This is a genomic window from Klebsiella sp. WP3-W18-ESBL-02 (genome assembly GCF_014168815.1).
GTDB lineage: Bacteria > Pseudomonadota > Gammaproteobacteria > Enterobacterales > Enterobacteriaceae > Kluyvera > Kluyvera ascorbata_B.
Genome location: NZ_AP021972.1, coordinates 2,961,924 through 2,977,789, shown reverse-complemented (window position 1 = coordinate 2,977,789; position 15,866 = coordinate 2,961,924). Strand labels below are relative to the sequence as shown.

The window sequence follows — 15,866 nt, the reverse complement described above, 5'->3', positions numbered from 1 at the left end:
CAGGCCCCATGACGGTGCGTCGCACCGTCATGATCCCTCCCGCTAAAACGCGTATTTCATCCCAACCATCACCGAGACATCGCTGTAGCGATTGTTGCCTGCCTGTAGTGCGGTTCCGCCCCAGACGTTCAACGCCGACGTCAGTTGCCCCTGAACGCCAAGCTTAAGCTGCGCCACGTTTTGCGCGCCTTGCTGGGTAATGCGTACGGTATTCATGCGAATATCTGCAGCGTGCGTATTGTGCAACCAGTCGAGCTCAACATAAGGTTTGAATTCACGGTTTTTACCGTCACCCTCTGCACGATGGCCGCGCAGATAGAGACGAAGCCCCAGCCGCGACTGCATATTCCCGTGTCCGTTGTCCTGAATTCGGGTCCCGTTATCCTCGGTATGCGCTGCGCTTTTTACGCCCATCCACGTCAGCTGAGCCTGAGGTTCAAGATAGACCGCCTGGCGCCGCGATTGATGCAGCAGAATGTTGTATCCACTCTCAATCGAGGCCGTCATTCCCTTACTGCGGTAATGCTCGCTGGCCAGACTCTCGCCTTTAATCTGGTTATTGAACCAGCTGTAGTTGAGCCAGCTGTCCAGATACATGCCCCGACGGTTCTGCGCATTCTGATACCAGGTGCCGTAAGCCCCGACGCTGTAACCATCCATGCTGTTGCGCGAGCGATAGCCCGTCGTGGCGGCGCGGGTTGAACCTTGTATGTCGCCGTAGCCCGCCATTAAGCCAGCCCCCCAGCGATCGTCACCGTTGCGGCTGCCGTGGAGGAACTCATTGCCCATTTGGGCAACGTAGCGATTGGCCCGCGAACGAAGCTGCCCTTCGGCAGCGCTAACGCGATTCTGCCCCCCTTCCTGGCGCAGCCAGAATGACCCGGCGAGAGCAGGGCGGTGATCTCCCTGAACGCCGTATTCAGTGGCCCCTTCACGATCGTCGAGCGAGAGATTGAACAGCGTGTTGGCGGCGGCAAGGTTCATCAGATAGCTGCCGGCTTCCGGGCGATACTGTGGCACCGGCGATGGCGGTGAAACTGGCGTTACCGTGGTGGTATTGATCGACGTCAGGTACCAGTTTTTCCCTTTTTGCACCAGGCTGTAATCCCATGGCCCGGCAACCACGCGCCCCGTCTGGCGAAATGCGCCCGTAGCGGAGGCCCCGCTAACGCTAATGACCTCAATCCCTTGCTGGGTTTGCGCTCCCAGCCCGCCGACGTTGCGAAAACTGACCGCCGTGGTTCCGGCGGTACTGCCGGCAATGCTGACGCGATCGGTCAGCGAATGATCGCCGCCAAGTACGGTGTTGATCGCCAGCAGGGCGCTGCCCTGGCCGCGGTAATTGCCGCTAATATTAAGCTGATTACCGGCATGCCCGGCGCTGCGTGAGAGGGTGACGGTTCCGCTATTATCCAGCGCTCCGGTAATGCTAAAGACGGCATCAGCGCTCGTAGCCTGGGCGAGCGAGCCGACGGTCAACGAACTGCCGTCATCGAGAGTGGTGCTGCCAACGCTGCCGTTACCTGAAAGCGCCGTCCCGGTTTGCGCACGCACGGCTCCTGCAAGTGAGCCGGTAACATCAAGACGCCCGGCGGCAAGCTTCGTCTCGCCGCTAAAGCGATTGTCGCCGCTCAGCGTTAAGGTACCCGCCCCCTGTTTAGTCAGGCCCCCGTGGCCGGTGATCCCTTGCGTAATCGTCGTATCGTAGCCTTGAGTATCGAGCGTGCCGCCCGCGTCGTTAAGCGCGATCGGACGCGCGCTGTTTAAATCCAGATTATCCAGCAGCTGCAGCGTACCGCCGTCAAACGTCAGCGTACCGCTGGCGCTGCCGAGGTTGGCATCTTTAGCGATTTGCAGTATGCCGCCGGAGAGTGTCCACGGCGTCGTGGCCGTCGTGGTGTTTTGCAAAAGCCAGGTGCTCGCGTCTTTTTTCGTAAAATGGTCAAAGCCCTGATACTGGGCGTCGTTGCCGATGCTGGAAACATCAAAACGGGCATTTTGCGACCCGCCGAGCATAAGGGTATCGTCACCGCTATCGCCGCTTACCGTGCCGATCACCTGATACCCCGCGTGCAGCGTAAGTGAGTTCGTGCCGTCGGTAAACTCGACCGCCCGGGCTCGCGTCTTGCCGTCCTGGCTCATCCCGCCTTCAAGTGTGCCGCTATTAATAATCGTCATATTGCTGCCGTAGACGCCGATACCGCCCGCGCCGGAGGTGCCGCTGGCCGTTCCGGCATTGCCGCCGCTGCCACCGGCAATGGTCCCGGTATTATTGAGCGTTCCGCCGCCGCTGGCGATGTGTACGCCGTCGCCGCCGCTACCGCCATCCGCTTTACCGCTGCCACCGCCGCGATTACCGGTACCGCCGAGGATCGTGCCGTCGTTGGTCACCGTTCCCCCCGCGCCAATCAGCACGCCGTTACCGCCTTTCCCGCCAGCGCCACCGTTGCCGGTATTGCTCCCGCCGCCGCCGGTACCGCCCATCCCGCCGCGCACCGAGGCGCCAGCGGCATTGGTGACGGTGCCCTGGCCGTCAATGGCGAGCCCGTTGCCGCCCTGCGCGCCGGTACCGCCGTTCGCGCTGGTGCCGTTGGCATTGGCTCCCGCGCCGCCGTCACCGCCGATAAACTGCCCTTTATTCAATACCTCGCCCGCGCCGGTAATGCTGACGGCGGTGCCGCCAACGCCGCCGACGCCACCGCCGCCGGCAGAATCATCGCCGCCTTTGCCGCCCGATACCTTACCGGAGGTTTCGTTAGTGACGTTGCCCTGCTGGCTGATTTCGATTCCGGTGCCGCCGGTGCCTGAATCACCGCCGCGCGCAGAGGGGAGGTTACCGCTACCGCCGCCTCGGTTGCCCGTGCCGCCGAGCACGGCGCCAAAGTTATCGACGTTCCCGCCGTTTTGTAACGCAATGCCGCTGCCGCCGTTCCCTCCGTCGCCACCGTCCCCGCCGGTCAGGTTGAGCCCGCTGCTGGTGGAGTTTCCGCCGCCGCCGGTACCGGCGCTACCGCCAACTATCTGTCCTGCGGCTTGGTTGGTGATGATGCCGCTGCCAACGACGGTGATCCCGCTGCCGCCGTCGCCGCCCTCTGCGCCATAGCCGACAACGCCGGATCCCTGACCCACTTCTGCAGCCCCGCCGTTACCGCCGTCGCCACCAATGCCGCCGACGATCTGCCCGCTGTTGGTAAGGGTGCTGGTATCACTCAGCCAGACGCCACTGCCGCCGCTGGCGGCTTCACCACCGGTGCCGCCAACGCCGGTAACGGTACTGTTTTGCGTGCTGTTGGCGTTAGCCGCCAGCCCGCCCGTCGCACCGCGACCGCCGCGAAGGGTACCGGTGTTATTAATGTTGCCGCCCTGGGTGGCGGTCACGCCGTCACCGCCTTTCCCGCCGGATCCGCCGCTTCCCGCATGAAGCGTACTGCCGCTGGTGGTCAGAGCGCTAGCGCTGGCGCTACCGGTATTCCCGCCGGTGCCACCATCGCCACCGCTTATTGTTCCGCTGTTGGTATAGCTGCCGCTGGTGGTTAACAGCACACCGCTACCGCCGCCGCCGCCATCGCCGCCGTTACCTCCGTTGCCGGCATTCGCGATATCCGCAGTGTTTGCGCCGCCGTTGCCGCCGTGGCCCCCACGGCCCCCGACGATCGTACCGGTATTGCTGGTTGATCCGCTGCCGTTAAAGACAACGCCAGCCGAACCGCCGCCGCCGCCCCCGCCTGCGGCCCCGGACCCGCTGTTTGCACTGCTAACGGGCTCCTGATGACGGCCACCTGTTCCTGCGGGGAGCGGCGTGCTGCCGGTGCTGCCAGCATAGCCGTTTTCACCATCGCTGCTGGCCTGGCCACGGCCACCGACGCCGCCGCGGCCACCGTTACCCCCTACGCCGGTGACAAGGTCCATATTGCCGCCGCGTCCGCCCTGGGCGCTGGCATCCGATGTCGCTGGGCTGCCATCCGCACCGTTGGCGGCATAGGCACCCTGGCTGAAGGCGGCGTAAAGCGCCAGGCTTGTGGCAAACGCAATTGCGCTCTGCCTGAAGGGGAGCGCGTGTAAAACAGGCATGGTAATCCTCTGCTAAAAACTGAATCGGCACATATACGCTTTGCGCAGGTGAGGCCTTTATGGCGTCATGGTTTGCGCAATAGAGTTGATAAGGGAGGCGAGGAGGGATTTAAATAGATAAAAATGGTATTCATTCACTATTAGCTAGTGAGTTGTTTTTATCGATTCAGACTATCACCGATTTTTGTGCCGATTTAGGATCTTGCTTAGAAGATTGATCTATTCAATGTTACCGGTAACTTATTTTGAATAAATGCGCTTTGTTGATGTGCCGTAGAGAAAAAGGCCGGGCAATAGGATAGGCCCGGCCAGGAGGAGGGAATTAGCGGTTGAGGACGCGAATGGTTTGCGCAAGGCGCGCCGGTTTTTCTTCGGTGGCTTTCTGCGTTGCGCTGGCGCAGGCGGTTTCTACGCAAACGAAGGTTTTATAGCCGTCATCCGGCATATCACCCATGCTAACGGACAGGGCCGGGCCAGGGTTCCAGCCGACAACGTTCACATGGTGATGATGAATCACGTCGATAGTACGCTTCAGCGAGGCGTCGTGGATCACGCTGCATGCTTCCGGGTTCAGGTAAACGCGGTCGGTTCGATCCGGGAAGGTCTGTACACCGTCGCTCAGCTCACCGATTTGCGCATTCAGCACTTTATCAATATAGCGATCGCCCAGACCACTCACTTTCACGGCATGAATGTCGCCGACGTTGAAATAGGTATGCAGTGCGGTCGTGGTTTCGAATTCACCGTGGGCTTCCAGCTCCATCTCGCAGGTTTTACCCAGCTTGAAGCGCGCGAGCAGAGAGAACTCGTGCGGCCAGTACTGGCGGGTGGCATCGCTGCTTTTGAGCTCGAAGGTTAAGACCACGCCATTATCGTCTTCATTATGCGCCTTCAGCGCCCACGGCAGGTTACGGGCAAAACCGTGCGCCGGGAAACCCTGCTGCGCGGCTGGGCCAAACCACGGCCAGCAAATGGGCACGCCGCCGCGGATGGCAACGCCGTCTTTAAACGGGGTATTGGCGCTTAGCCACAGCACTTCTTGTTCCCCCTCTGGCTTCCAGGAAAGCAGATGTGCACCCTGGAAGGCCACTGAGGCTTTTACTTTGGGATGGTCTACGACAATCAGTTCCAGCTCGTCGAGCTGGCGACGGGAGAGGACAGGGGTAAGCTGTTCGATAACCGGGAGAGCGAAAATTTTGTTAATCATGATGCAATCCTTGGTGTTGATAACTTTTAGCCATAAAAAAAGGCGACCGAAGTCGCCTTTTTGGATCAGGTTCTCATCTCAAACTTATTTGGAGATGTGAGCGATCAGGTCCAGAACTTTGTTAGAGTAACCAGTTTCGTTGTCGTACCAGGAAACCAGTTTCACGAAGTTGTCGTTCAGAGCGATACCTGCTTTAGCATCGAATACGGAAGTGCAAACTTCACCGTTGAAATCGGTAGATACAACGTCGTCTTCGGTGTAACCCAGAACGCCTTTCATTGCGCCTTCGGAAGCAGCTTTGATTGCTTTCTTAATTTCTTCGTAAGAAGCAGCTTTTTCCAGACGAACGGTCAGGTCAACAACGGATACGTTCGGGGTAGGAACGCGGAACGCCATACCGGTCAGTTTGCCGTTCAGTTCTGGCAGTACTTTACCTACAGCTTTAGCAGCGCCGGTAGAGGACGGGATGATGTTCTGAGCTGCGCCGCGGCCGCCGCGCCAGTCTTTGTGAGACGGGCCATCAACGGTTTTCTGAGTGGCGGTGGTCGCGTGAACAGTCGTCATCAGACCTTCGATGATGCCGAAGTTGTCGTTGATAACTTTAGCCAGCGGTGCCAGGCAGTTAGTGGTGCAGGATGCGTTGGAAACGATGTCCTGGCCTTCGTATTTGTCAAAGTTAGCGCCTTTAACAAACATCGGGGTGTTGTCTTTGGACGGACCAGTCAGAACAACTTTTTTCGCGCCAGCGGTGATGTGCTTACGAGCGGTTTCGTCGGTCAGGAAGATACCGGTAGCTTCAGCAACAACGTCAACACCAACTTCGTCCCATTTCAGGTTAGCCGGATCGCGTTCAGCGGTAACACGGATTTTTTTACCGTTAACGATCAGATGACCGTCTTTCACTTCAACGGTACCGTCGAAACGGCCGTGAGTGGAGTCATATTTCAGCATGTATGCCATGTACTCTGCGTCTAACAGGTCGTTGATTGCAACGATCTCAATGTCAGAACGTTTCTGAGCAGCACGGAAAACAATGCGACCGATACGGCCAAAACCGTTGATACCTACTTTGATAGTCATATATTCCACCAGCTATTTGTTAGTGAATAAAAGGTTGCCTGTAAAATTACAAAAACCTTACGCAGCGTCAAGCGGAATCGTGTCAATCATTGCGACAAATCAATCTGCTGCCTAAGCTTTGCACGACTAACCTGCCTCACTCTCCCTTTGAGCTTGAAACCACGTGGGGGCGGCGCCGGGAATTTTAAAGGGCACTGGAGATAAAAATGTGATTGGCGTCACAATTACCCGGCAGCTTTTTTACGCCGATTAAGTTTAGAACAAAAGTTCACGCTTCATTGTTAATGTTTTGTTAGAATCGACTGGCAAATGTATTTTTCATAGCGAGATGTGAGCAAAATGGTGAACAAACCCACCCCAGAAGAACTGAAAAATACCCTGAGTGAAATGCAGTTCTATGTCACGCAGAAACATGGCACAGAGCCGCCGTTTACCGGGCGTTTATTGCACAACAAGCGTGATGGGATTTACCACTGTCTGGTGTGCGATGCGCCGCTTTTCCACTCCCAAAGTAAGTACGATTCCGGATGCGGCTGGCCGAGCTTTTATGAGCCGGTTAGCGATACGGCCATTCGTTATCTCAACGATTACTCCCACGGTATGCAACGCACTGAAATTCGTTGCGGAAATTGTGACGCGCATTTGGGGCACGTGTTTCCCGACGGTCCGCAGCCAACGGGTGAACGTTTTTGCGTCAATTCCGCATCGCTTAGCTTCACGGATGACGAAAATGGCGACGCAATCAAAGGGTGAAGAAACGATTCAGCAAATTATTCCACAGGAGAGGGGGCTGAACATGAGTATTGAGCAAATGATCGACAATATGACGCCGGAAATTTACCAGCGTTTAGCCACCGCGGTGGAGCTGGGTAAATGGCCCGACGGCGTGGCGCTGACCGCAGAGCAAAAAGAAAACTGCCTGCAGTTGGTGATGCTGTGGCAGTCGCGCAACAACAGCGATGCCCAGCACATGACCATTGATACCAACGGCCAGATGGTGATGAAAAGCAAGCAGCAGTTGAAGGAAGACTTCGGTATTGCGCCGAAGCCTATTGCGACCTTTAAGCAGCACTAAGCGGCGGCCCACGGCTCAATTAACCGCTCTTTGGCGTACCACATCGCCTCTCTGACCGCGACCGGCCTGCTCAGCAGGCCAAGCGCGTAGAAGCGATCGGCGATGGTTTGCTGCGCGCGAATGGCCTGCATGTCCATTTCCCGGGTCTGATGGCTGCGCCTTGCCAGCGCGCAGGCCAGAGACCCGGTATCCAGCCCCAACTCCCCGGCCAGCAGCTGCGCGGCCTCCTGGCGGTGACGATCGATATATTTGCCAGTTTTGACCAGCGCGGCCACCACCCCGGCAATAATATCCTCGTTTTGTTGAGCGTACTGGCGGCGGGTGATGTAAAACTGATGATTGTTGACGCGGCCTTCGCCCGTGGCCAGGACACGCAGCGTACCGCTGCGCTCGGCGGTGCTCAGCAGCGGGTCCCACATCATCCAGGCGTCGGCTGACAACACGTCGCTGGCGGTCAGCGGGTATTTCGGCGGCGCGTAAACCACTTTCACATCTTCAAGCCCCAACCCGGCTTCCTTCAGAATCTGTACCAACAGCCAGTGCACGTTCGATCCCTTATTCAACGCAATCCGTTTTCCCCGGAGCTGCTCAAGCGTGCGGATATCGCTCGCGTTGGGCACGACCATCGCCACGCTCCTAGGCGCTGGCGGCTCCCAGGCAACGTACAGCAGCGCGTTGTCCTTCGCCTGGGCGAAAATCGGCGGGGCTTCACCGGTGGTGCCAAAATCAATTTCGTTGTGACTTAAGGCCTGTAACAGCTGTGGGCCTGCCGGGTATTCGCTCCACATCACGTTAACCCCCAGTTCGGCGAAGTTTTGTTCAAGCAGCTGACGTGCCTTCAGCACGCCCAGGTTGCCAAAACGCTGATAGCCGATACGCAGTTCGCGTTCGCGTGGCGCAGGAGGCGGCAGCACCCCGGCTTTCCTCCGCTGTTTAATCACGCCCAAATGTGCCAGATGCGTGCGCAGCGTATGGCGGCTGATACCCAGAAGCTGAGCGGCCTGGCTTTGGTTATGGTCGCTTCGGTCCATGGCGGCGTGGATCATCGCCTGCAGCAGGCGGTCGTACAGCGCGCCGCTGTGGCTGTCCAACTGACGACGCATAAAGGCGGCCAGTTCATCGCTCTCCTCCGGTGCGCCCGGCTGCGTGGGCGAAACCGGCGTTAAGCGCAGATGTTCGGCGCCGAGTTCGCTTTCCGGGTTCAGCAGCACCGCGTTGTGCAGCGTGTTTTCCAGCTCGCGGATGTTGCCTGGCCACGGATGAGCGCTCAGCCGCGCCAACGCCTGGGCGGAAAGCCGCTGGGTTGGTCGCCCCAGACGACTGGCATACAGCTGCACGAAATGGTGCGCCAGCACCGGAATATCCTGCCGACGCTGGCGCAACGGCGGCAGCGTGACGGCGGCGATGTTCAGACGATAAAACAAATCCTCACGAAAACGGCGCGCCTGAATCGCTTGCGCCAGATCGACGTGGGTGGCCGCCAGCACCCGCACGTTAATACGGATGGGACGATGAGAGCCGACGCGGGTAATTTCCCGTTCCTGAAGCACCCGCAGCAGTTTCACCTGCAGCGCGAGGCTGAGCTCACCAATCTCATCAAGCAGCAGCGTGCCGCCTTCTGCCGCCTCAAACCAGCCCTGATGGGTGTGGGTGGCGCCGCTGAATGCGCCTTTTTCGTGGCCGAACAGCTCCGACTCCGCCAGCGACTCGGTCAGCGCGCCGCAGTTGACGGCTAAAAATGGCCCGCCGGCGCGCGGGCTATGGCGATGCAGGTAGCGCGCCACCACCTCCTTGCCGGTGCCGGTTTCTCCGATAATCAGCACCGTCGCGTCGGTAGGCGCAAGGCGCGCAAGGACCTTCTGGAAGGCCTGCGACGCGGGGTCGATCGGCGCGGGTCCGGATAATGTGAGTTCGGCGTTAAGCATCGTGTATCTCCTGCGGATTAATGGCTCGACGTTATCCGTTGCCCACGCAAGATACCAGAGGGGGAAGGCGGCGGTTTGTCGCCATTGCAGCAGCTTTCGCCGTTGCGCTGTTGTATTTGCAACACGCACCGAACGACGGCTTTCTGTTTAATTCAATGATAAATAACGTTTTTATTTTAACGAAAAACTGGCACGCATTTCGCTAATGTCTTTATAACTGACGAAGATAATGCCTTCTATAAATACCAAATATAGTTATAAAGGAAATGGATAATGACAGTACAAGCCGCTGAGAAAATAAATGTTTTCTGGTTCTTACCCACCCACGGTGACGGGCGCTACCTGGGGACTACCGAAGGCGGTCGGCCGGTCGATTTACCGTATCTCCAGCAGGTTGCGCTGGCGGCGGACAGCCTTGGCTATTACGGCGTGCTGATCCCGACAGGTAAAAGCTGTGAAGATTCCTGGCTGGTGGCCGCCGCGCTGGCACCGATGACCCGCAACCTGCGCTATCTGGTGGCGGTACGTCCCGGGCTTCAACCGCCGACGCTGGCGGCGCGCATGGCGGCTACCCTCGATCGCCTGTCAGAAGGACGGCTACTGATTAACGTGGTTACGGGCGGCGATCCGGTCGAAAACAAAGGCGACGGCATTTTCCTCAGCCACGCCGAGCGTTACGAAGTCACCCATGAATTCCTGGAGGTTTATCGCCGACTGCTGGCGGGCGAAAAAGTGGATTACCACGGCCAGCATATTCAGGTGGAAGGGGCAGAAGTGCTGTTCCCGGCGGCGCAGAAAAATGGGCCGCCGCTCTATTTTGGCGGTTCGTCGACGCAGGCGATCGACGTTGCCGCTGACCACATCGATGCCTACCTGACCTGGGGCGAGCCGCCTCAGCAGGTGGCGGAAAAGTTGGCAGTAGTCCGGGCGCGGGCGCAAGAAAAAGGTCGTCAGCTTGAGTATGGCATTCGTCTGCATGTGATTGTGCGCGAGACGGAAGAAGAGGCATGGGCGGCGGCAGACAGGCTGATTGCGCATCTTGACGACGACACCATCGCTCAAGCGCAGCAGATTTTCGCCCGTATGGATTCAGCGGGGCAGGCGCGGATGAGCGCGCTGCATAACGGCAGCCGCGACAACCTGCGCATTGCGCCCAATCTGTGGGCGGGCGTCGGGCTGGTGCGCGGCGGCGCGGGGACCGCGCTGGTGGGCAATCCGCAGCAGGTGGCGGAGCGTATTCGTGAGTATCAGGCGCTGGGCATCAGCCACTTTATTTTCTCCGGCTATCCGCATCTGGAAGAGGCGCACCGCTTTGCCGAGCTGGTGATGCCGCTGCTGAACACCAGCAGCCAGCCGCGTTCGGCAACGGGGCAGGTGAACACCGGGCCGTTTGGCGAAACCATCGGCGGGGCCAAACGCCCCACTCAGCACGCCAGCGCCAGCTGAGGAGGAAACCATGCCCGAGCGTGAGAAGGACCCGCATATTGTGATTGTCGGCGGCGGCTTTAGCGGCACGGCCGTGGCGATTCATCTGCTGCGCGAGGCGACGAGCCCGCTGCGCATTAGCGTCGTGGAGCCGCGCCCGAGTCTGGGATTCGGCGTGGCCTATTCAGCCACCGATCCGGCGCACCGCATTAACGTGCCTGCCGCACGTATGCAGCTTGCCGGTGACGACGATGGCGCGTTCGATCGCTGGTATCGGCGGCACGGTGATTTCCCTCAGGACCCGCAGGCCCTGCTGGCGGACGGTAGCGTTTACCCGCAGCGCGGCGCGTTTGGTCGCTATGTTCAGGACGCGTTTACCGCGGCGGCGCGGGCCCATGGCGATCGTGTGACTCACGTCCGGGAGCGCGCGGTGGGCTGGCAGGATGGCTGCGTTATCACAGCTGAAGGCCAACGCCTGCGCGCGGATGGCCTGGTGCTGGCGGTGAGCCATCCGCCGCCGCGACTGCCTCAGGCTGCACGGCCGCTGGCGCAGCACCCGCGCTTAATTGCCGATCCCTGGCGCGACGGGGCGCTGTCGGCGATCCCCGCCACCGCGCGGGTCGCCATTATGGGAACGGCGCTGAGCATGGCTGACGCGGTCGCGACGCTACAACGTCAGGGGCATCACGGTGACATTGTCGCGTTTTCACGTCATGGGCTGCTCTCGCGGCCCAATGCGCCGCTGACCGCCGAGAAATGGCAGGCCGACTATCAGACGGGAACGCTGCGCCAGCGTTTACGCCAGATTCGCGTCGATATCGCCCGGGCAGCGGCGGTGGGGCTGCCGTGGCAGGCGGTGCTGGACGCGGTGCGCGGACAGGGACAAACCCTCTGGCAGCAGATGGGCGATGCAGAAAAACGGCAGTTCTTACGTCACCTGCGGCGCTACTGGGACGTGCACCGTTACCGGATTGCGCCACAGGTTGCGCAGGCCATTGAGGCACGACGCGCCAACGGAACGTTTCGCTCGCTGGCCGCGCGTTTGCAGACGCTGGAAGCCGATGACGAGGCGCTGGCGCTTCATCTGGCGCTGCGCGGCGGCGGTCAGCATCGGGAAGCGGTGGATTATCTGGTGCTGACTACCGGGCCTGCGCATCACGATTTACTCGACGGCCAGCCTTTTTTCACCGCGCTGCGGCAGGCAGGACTGATTCGCGCGGATGCGTTGGGATTGGGGATAGCTGTCGATGCGCAATCCCTGGCCGTGGGGCGTGCCGACCACATCTGGGTCGCCGGACCGGCGGCGCGCGGCTATTTCGGTGAGTTGATGGGGCTACCGCAGGTTGCGGACCACGCTCAACGGGTGGCCCGGTCGGTACTACAAACCCTGGCCTGTCGGCAATCCGTAGCCTTCTGAAATTAATACAACCTTATGATTGCGCTGGGGAATCCGGGCGCAGGAGAGACCGTTATGCCATCACAACGTGAAATTCGTCTAAATGCCTTTGATATGAACTGCGTCGGCCACCAGTCCCCGGGACTGTGGGCGCATCCGCGCGATCGTTCGTGGCAGTATAAAGACCTGGAATATTGGGTCGATCTGGCGCGTCTGCTGGAACGTGGCAAATTCGACGGTTTGTTTATCGCCGATGTGTTGGGCGTTTACGATGTCTATAACGGTAACGGCGACGCGGCGATTCGCCAGGCGGCCCAGGTACCGGTAAACGATCCGCTGGCGCTGGTGACGCCGATGGCCCTGGTGACCGAACATCTGGGCTTTGGCCTCACCGCCTCGCTGTCGTTCGAGCACCCTTATCCGTTTGCGCGCCGTCTGTCGACGCTGGACCACCTCACCAAGGGCCGCGTGGGCTGGAATATTGTCACCTCCTATCTGGAGAGCGGGGCGCGCAATATTGGCCAGCAGGCGCAAACGGCGCACGATGCCCGCTATGACTACGCCGATGAATATCTGGAAGTGGTGTATAAACTGCTGGAAGGCAGCTGGGAAGAAGGGGCTATTCTGCGCGATCGCGAGCGGCGTATTTTCAGTGACCCGAGTAAAATTCACGCTATCAATCATCACGGTAAATTCTTCGATGTACCGGGCTACCATCTGTGCGAGCCGTCGCCGCAGCGTACGCCGGTGCTGTACCAGGCGGGCGCGTCAAGCCGTGGTAAACAGTTTGCCGCCAGCCATGCGGAATGCGTGTTTGTGGCTTCGCCGTCGAAAAGCGCGCTGAAAAAAACGGTGGCCGATATTCGCCGTCGCGCCGAAGAGGCCGGGCGCGATCCGCGCAGCATTCTGATCTTCAACATGCAAACGGCGATCGTTGGCGAGACGGATCTCGCCGCGCAGGCCAAATGGCGGGAGTATAAAAACTGGACCAGCTACGAAGGCGCGCTGGCGCTGATTTCCGGCTGGACCGGCATTGATTTTGGTCAGTATCAGCCGGATGAAGTGTTTACCTATGCCAAAACCAACGCGATTCAGTCGGTGGTGGATACGTTTTCAACCGCGGATCCCGATAAACAGTGGTCGGTGAAGGCAATGGCGGAGTGGGTGGGCATCGGCGGGTTTGGCCCGCTGGTGGTCGGCAGCGCGCAGACCGTGGCCGATGAGCTGCAATCCTGGGTGGAAGAGACCGACGTTGATGGGTTTAACCTCGCGTATGCGGTGACGCATGAAACCTTTACCGACGTGGTGGAGCTGCTGATCCCCGAGCTGCAAAAACGCGGCGTGTATAAAAAAGCGTACCGCGAGGGGACGTTGCGCGAGAAGCTATTCGGCGGTAGCGCCCGGCTTCAGGCGCCACATCCGGGGGCCGGTTACCGTATTCATGAAACCAGCGGGCTGTTAACGCCGGTCTGAATTTTGTAGGCCGGATAAGGCGACGCCGCCATCCGGCAAACGGCGCCGGAGCGCCTGATGGCGCTGCGCTTATCAGGCCTATAGGATCACCGCGTCTTAATGCTTGATGCCTAACGACTCAGCCAGTTGCTTCGCCAGCTGGTTGTGGTCATCCGCGCCGTACTCCCAGAACATCGCGCCAGCCAAACCTTTACGCTTGATGTAGTCGGCCTTAATGCTGACCGATCGCGGATTCTCATACGACAGCGCAAACAGCGGTTTACCGTCGCTTGACTGCACCGACAGCCACGGTACCTTCGCCTGGTCGTCCCAGTGCTCGGTAAAGCGTTTCTGCGGGTCGTTCAGCAGCTTGCTGACGATATCGTTGTACTTGACGTACGTATCTTTGGTTAAGTCAACGCCGAGCGATTTAAACAGCGCCAGCTCCGGCTCGCCGAAATAAGGCTGGGTAACCGGATTTTTCTGTGCGTCCGCTTTGCTCCAGTCGATGCCCGGCTCTACGCTGCGTTTGGGCACCCGACCATAGAAGCCGATGCCGAGGTTCATCTGGCTGGGCTTCAGCCCGGCGGCAAGGTAGTTATTGACCACAAAGTCGACGCTGTATTTATCGGCGTTCGCCACCGTTGGCCACTGGGTTGAATCATACAGGTTCGCGTTAAAATACTGCGTGCCGTATGCCATGTCATAGGTCATCAGGTTGATGTAGTCCAGCAGTGGCGCAATTGTCTTCACGTCTACCCAGCTTTTCGGGCTTTCTGCGTTGGCCCCCACGGCGATAGTGACCAGCTTTTTCTGCCCGAACGCCGCGCGGAGCTCTTTCAACAGCGCGGTGAAATTATCACGATCCGCTGGCTGACTTGCGACCAGCCCCCACGCGCCGTTGACCGGATATTCCCAGTCAAGATCGATTCCGTCGAGGCCGTATTTTGCCACTACCGCCTGGGCCGAGCGGATAAACACCGCGCGTGTTTCAGGCGTCGCTGCCGCGCCGGAGAAGCCGCGAGCCCCCCAGCCGCCGACCGACAGCAGTACTTTCAGATTGGGGTTCTGTTTACGCAGCGTGGGGATGATTTCTAAATCGGACTGCACCTTCGGCGACAGCCAGATTTGATGCAGCCTGGCGGCATCTTTTAAGGCGTCGTTGGTTTCATCTTTTTCGTCATTGTAGATAAGGCCAAACGAATAGTTCAGGTGGGTGATTTGCCGCACGTCGAGCTTATTGATATCGCCGCCCGGCCCGGCGGTAACGTCACCGCCGCCGTTGAAGTAGCCGACGGACATCAGGGAATTCGCGGAAACAACCGAAACGCAGAGCAGGGGTAATGCTGCCAGCAAAGGCAAAAGTTTCATACACGGTCCTCTTTGACATTGAAAAAGCAAACATGCCACGGAAAGGGTGTGGCGAAAAAACAACCGCCTGAACATAGCATTGCCGTGAGGGGAAATCTGCGAGGTGGTTCACGCCGAAGGGAGAGGAGGCGCGTAGGCCGGATAAGGCAAAGCCGCCATCCGGCAAACTGTGCCGCAGTGCCTGATGGCGCTGCGCTTATCAGGCCTACGTGGTGCTAGTTGTGAATTTCCAGCCAGTCGTCCAGCGTATACAGCGTTGCGCCTGCCGCTGCCATCTCCATAAACGCGTTGGCGCTGTCCTGCGGCGTAAGATTCACCCCGCGGCAGCCGTCGGTAATGACGTTAACGGTATAGCCCAGTTGCAGCGCATCGAGCACGGTGAATTTCACGCAGTAGTCAGTGGCCAGGCCCAGGACGATCAGTTCGCGGATATCGTGCTCGTGCAGCCACGCGTCCAGCCCGGTTTTCTGCCGATGCCCGTTGTCGAAAAAGGCGCTATAGCTGTCGATATTGACGCTTTCGCCTTTGTAGAACACCGCGTCGATCGCCTGCTGAGAGAGCAGCGGGTGCAGGGCGGCACCTTCGCTGCCCTGCACGCAATGATCCGGCCAGAAGGTCTGCGGCAAACCGTCAAGCGTCCCCTGGCTGTAAGGTTCCACGCCGTGCTGGCGGGCAAAGCTACCGTGGTTGGCCGGATGCCAGTCCTGGCTGGCGATAACGGCCTCGTCGCGCTGTTTCGCGGCGGCGATCAGCGCATTCGCCACATCAACGGTGCTGTCGCCATCGGCAACGGCCAGCGCGCCGCCCGCACAAAAATCGTTTTGCAGATCAACTAATAACAATGCGCGTGCGCTCATTATGCTC

Annotated in this window: 11 protein-coding genes; 5 read left to right on the top strand and 6 right to left on the bottom strand. The window is 59.3% G+C overall.

Going from position 1 to position 15,866, the window contains the following annotated elements:
* Positions 1 to 42 precede the first annotated feature (42 nt).
* From H7R56_RS27865 to gapA, 3 genes are all read right to left on the bottom strand, one after another.
* Positions 43 to 4,071 (bottom strand): autotransporter outer membrane beta-barrel domain-containing protein, encoded by a 4,029-nt coding sequence (locus tag H7R56_RS27865; RefSeq protein WP_181357990.1) that lies wholly within the window; start codon positions 4,069 to 4,071, stop codon positions 43 to 45.
* 322 nt (positions 4,072 to 4,393) lie between these two features.
* Positions 4,394 to 5,278 carry a D-hexose-6-phosphate mutarotase gene (locus H7R56_RS14260; RefSeq protein ID WP_106926477.1) on the bottom strand — a complete coding sequence of 295 codons (885 nt, stop codon included), beginning with the start codon at positions 5,276 to 5,278 and terminating at the stop codon, positions 4,394 to 4,396.
* A gap of 84 nt (positions 5,279 to 5,362) precedes the next feature.
* Positions 5,363 to 6,358, bottom strand: coding sequence for a glyceraldehyde-3-phosphate dehydrogenase (gapA, locus tag H7R56_RS14255; RefSeq protein WP_106926479.1), 996 nt, complete (start codon positions 6,356 to 6,358; stop codon positions 5,363 to 5,365).
* A gap of 339 nt (positions 6,359 to 6,697) precedes the next feature.
* On the opposite strand from gapA, the gene msrB reads away from it, so the two are divergent.
* Positions 6,698 to 7,111, top strand: a complete 414-nt coding sequence (msrB, locus tag H7R56_RS14250; RefSeq protein ID WP_106926481.1) for a peptide-methionine (R)-S-oxide reductase MsrB — start codon at positions 6,698 to 6,700, stop codon at positions 7,109 to 7,111.
* A gap of 43 nt (positions 7,112 to 7,154) precedes the next feature.
* On the top strand, positions 7,155 to 7,433 hold the full coding sequence (locus H7R56_RS14245) for a YeaC family protein (protein WP_106926617.1): 279 nt from the start codon (positions 7,155 to 7,157) through the stop codon (positions 7,431 to 7,433).
* Here the strand turns inward: H7R56_RS14245 and H7R56_RS14240 are convergent.
* Positions 7,430 to 9,358 (bottom strand): sigma-54-dependent Fis family transcriptional regulator, encoded by a 1,929-nt coding sequence (locus H7R56_RS14240; protein ID WP_182928288.1) that lies wholly within the window; start codon positions 9,356 to 9,358, stop codon positions 7,430 to 7,432. The two genes, H7R56_RS14245 and H7R56_RS14240, sit on opposite strands and share 4 nt — an antisense overlap.
* 273 nt (positions 9,359 to 9,631) lie before the next feature.
* On the opposite strand from H7R56_RS14240, the gene ssuD reads away from it, so the two are divergent.
* The 3 genes from ssuD to H7R56_RS14225 are packed head-to-tail and all read left to right on the top strand — an operon-like array spanning position 9,632 to position 13,652.
* Positions 9,632 to 10,804 carry an FMNH2-dependent alkanesulfonate monooxygenase gene (gene ssuD, locus H7R56_RS14235; RefSeq protein ID WP_106926485.1) on the top strand — a complete coding sequence of 391 codons (1,173 nt, stop codon included), beginning with the start codon at positions 9,632 to 9,634 and terminating at the stop codon, positions 10,802 to 10,804.
* 10 nt (positions 10,805 to 10,814) lie between these two features.
* Positions 10,815 to 12,200 carry an FAD/NAD(P)-binding protein gene (locus H7R56_RS14230; protein ID WP_106926487.1) on the top strand — a complete coding sequence of 462 codons (1,386 nt, stop codon included), beginning with the start codon at positions 10,815 to 10,817 and terminating at the stop codon, positions 12,198 to 12,200.
* Between the two features lie 54 nt (positions 12,201 to 12,254).
* On the top strand, positions 12,255 to 13,652 hold the full coding sequence (locus H7R56_RS14225) for an LLM class flavin-dependent oxidoreductase (protein ID WP_106926489.1): 1,398 nt from the start codon (positions 12,255 to 12,257) through the stop codon (positions 13,650 to 13,652).
* A gap of 96 nt (positions 13,653 to 13,748) precedes the next feature.
* On the opposite strand, the gene H7R56_RS14220 is transcribed toward H7R56_RS14225, so the two are convergent.
* The gene (locus tag H7R56_RS14220) at positions 13,749 to 15,002 is read right to left on the bottom strand and encodes a chitinase ChiD (RefSeq protein WP_106926492.1); all 1,254 of its coding nucleotides are present in this window, start codon (positions 15,000 to 15,002) and stop codon (positions 13,749 to 13,751) included.
* Between the two features lie 215 nt (positions 15,003 to 15,217).
* Positions 15,218 to 15,859 carry a bifunctional nicotinamidase/pyrazinamidase gene (gene pncA, locus H7R56_RS14215; protein WP_106926494.1) on the bottom strand — a complete coding sequence of 214 codons (642 nt, stop codon included), beginning with the start codon at positions 15,857 to 15,859 and terminating at the stop codon, positions 15,218 to 15,220.
* Positions 15,860 to 15,866 lie beyond the last annotated feature (7 nt).

Bases quoted from the DNA above. Each gene is read 5' to 3' on its own strand.
- H7R56_RS14230 (WP_106926487.1), top strand. From the start codon at position 10,815: ATGCCCGAGCGTGAGAAGGACCCGCATATTGTGATTGTCGGCGGCGGC.
- H7R56_RS14225 (WP_106926489.1), top strand. From the start codon at position 12,255: ATGCCATCACAACGTGAAATTCGTCTAAATGCCTTTGATATGAACTGC.
- pncA (WP_106926494.1), bottom strand. From the start codon at position 15,859: ATGAGCGCACGCGCATTGTTATTAGTTGATCTGCAAAACGATTTTTGT.
- H7R56_RS27865 (WP_181357990.1), bottom strand. From the start codon at position 4,071: ATGCCTGTTTTACACGCGCTCCCCTTCAGGCAGAGCGCAATTGCGTTT.
- H7R56_RS14260 (WP_106926477.1), bottom strand. From the start codon at position 5,278: ATGATTAACAAAATTTTCGCTCTCCCGGTTATCGAACAGCTTACCCCT.
- gapA (WP_106926479.1), bottom strand. From the start codon at position 6,358: ATGACTATCAAAGTAGGTATCAACGGTTTTGGCCGTATCGGTCGCATT.
- H7R56_RS14245 (WP_106926617.1), top strand. From the start codon at position 7,155: ATGAGTATTGAGCAAATGATCGACAATATGACGCCGGAAATTTACCAG.
- H7R56_RS14220 (WP_106926492.1), bottom strand. From the start codon at position 15,002: ATGAAACTTTTGCCTTTGCTGGCAGCATTACCCCTGCTCTGCGTTTCG.
- H7R56_RS14240 (WP_182928288.1), bottom strand. From the start codon at position 9,358: ATGCTTAACGCCGAACTCACATTATCCGGACCCGCGCCGATCGACCCC.
- msrB (WP_106926481.1), top strand. From the start codon at position 6,698: ATGGTGAACAAACCCACCCCAGAAGAACTGAAAAATACCCTGAGTGAA.
- ssuD (WP_106926485.1), top strand. From the start codon at position 9,632: ATGACAGTACAAGCCGCTGAGAAAATAAATGTTTTCTGGTTCTTACCC.